Consider the following 790-nt stretch of genomic DNA (forward strand, 5'->3'; position numbering starts at 1 on the left):
GGCAACCCAATTCCAAATGCTCCAACTCCACAATATACGAATGATCCAAACGATCCAACTAAGGGTGGTGTAACACCAACACCAGTCATCCCAGGTTATGTGACAGACATTCCAAATGTAACACCATCTAACCCAGGAGCTGATACCCCAGTTGTTTACCGTAAAGCAGAACAAAAAGCTGTCATCAAGTACGTTGACCAAACAACAGGTCAAACCCTTGCCAATGATCAAGTCGGTGGTAAATCAGGTGAGGCAATCAATTACTCAACTGCGGACAAGATCAAGTATTATGAAGATCGTGGCTATGTTCTTGTAAGCGATGAATTCCCAGCAGGAGTTCACTTCGATACCGATGCATCAGTAGATCAAACCTGGACAGTAACCTTGAAACATGGTGAAACTCCAGTAGGACCAAATGATCCACATAACCCAACAGATCCAATCAATCCAAATGATCCAAACAGTCCTAAGTACCCAGCGACAGATCAATGGAAGAAAGATGTCACATCTACTGTTAAGTATGTGGTATCAGATGGTAAGGTAGCAGCCCCAGCAGATCATGTTGAAAACGCGACATGGACACGTACCCTTACCTTGGATAAAGTCACAGGTAAAGAACTTTCAGCGACACCATGGGCATCAGATAAGACAGCCTACGCTGAAGTTCCAACACCAGGATTGACAGGATACTACGCTGATAAAGCAAGTGTTGCTTCTAAGGCAGTTACTCAAGAAAACCTTGAAGAAACTGTTACTTACAAACCACTTGGAAACTTGGTTCCAAAACCAG

At 43.7% G+C, this 790-nt stretch carries 1 protein-coding gene; it reads left to right on the forward strand.

Going from position 1 to position 790, the window contains the following annotated elements; all coding sequences use genetic code 11:
• On the forward strand, positions 1–790 hold a 790-nt coding region (locus QM374_RS10710; RefSeq protein ID WP_414311735.1), incomplete at both ends, for a mucin-binding protein.

It is taken from the genome of Streptococcus infantis, from assembly GCF_047465525.1.
Classification (GTDB): domain Bacteria; phylum Bacillota; class Bacilli; order Lactobacillales; family Streptococcaceae; genus Streptococcus; species Streptococcus infantis_R.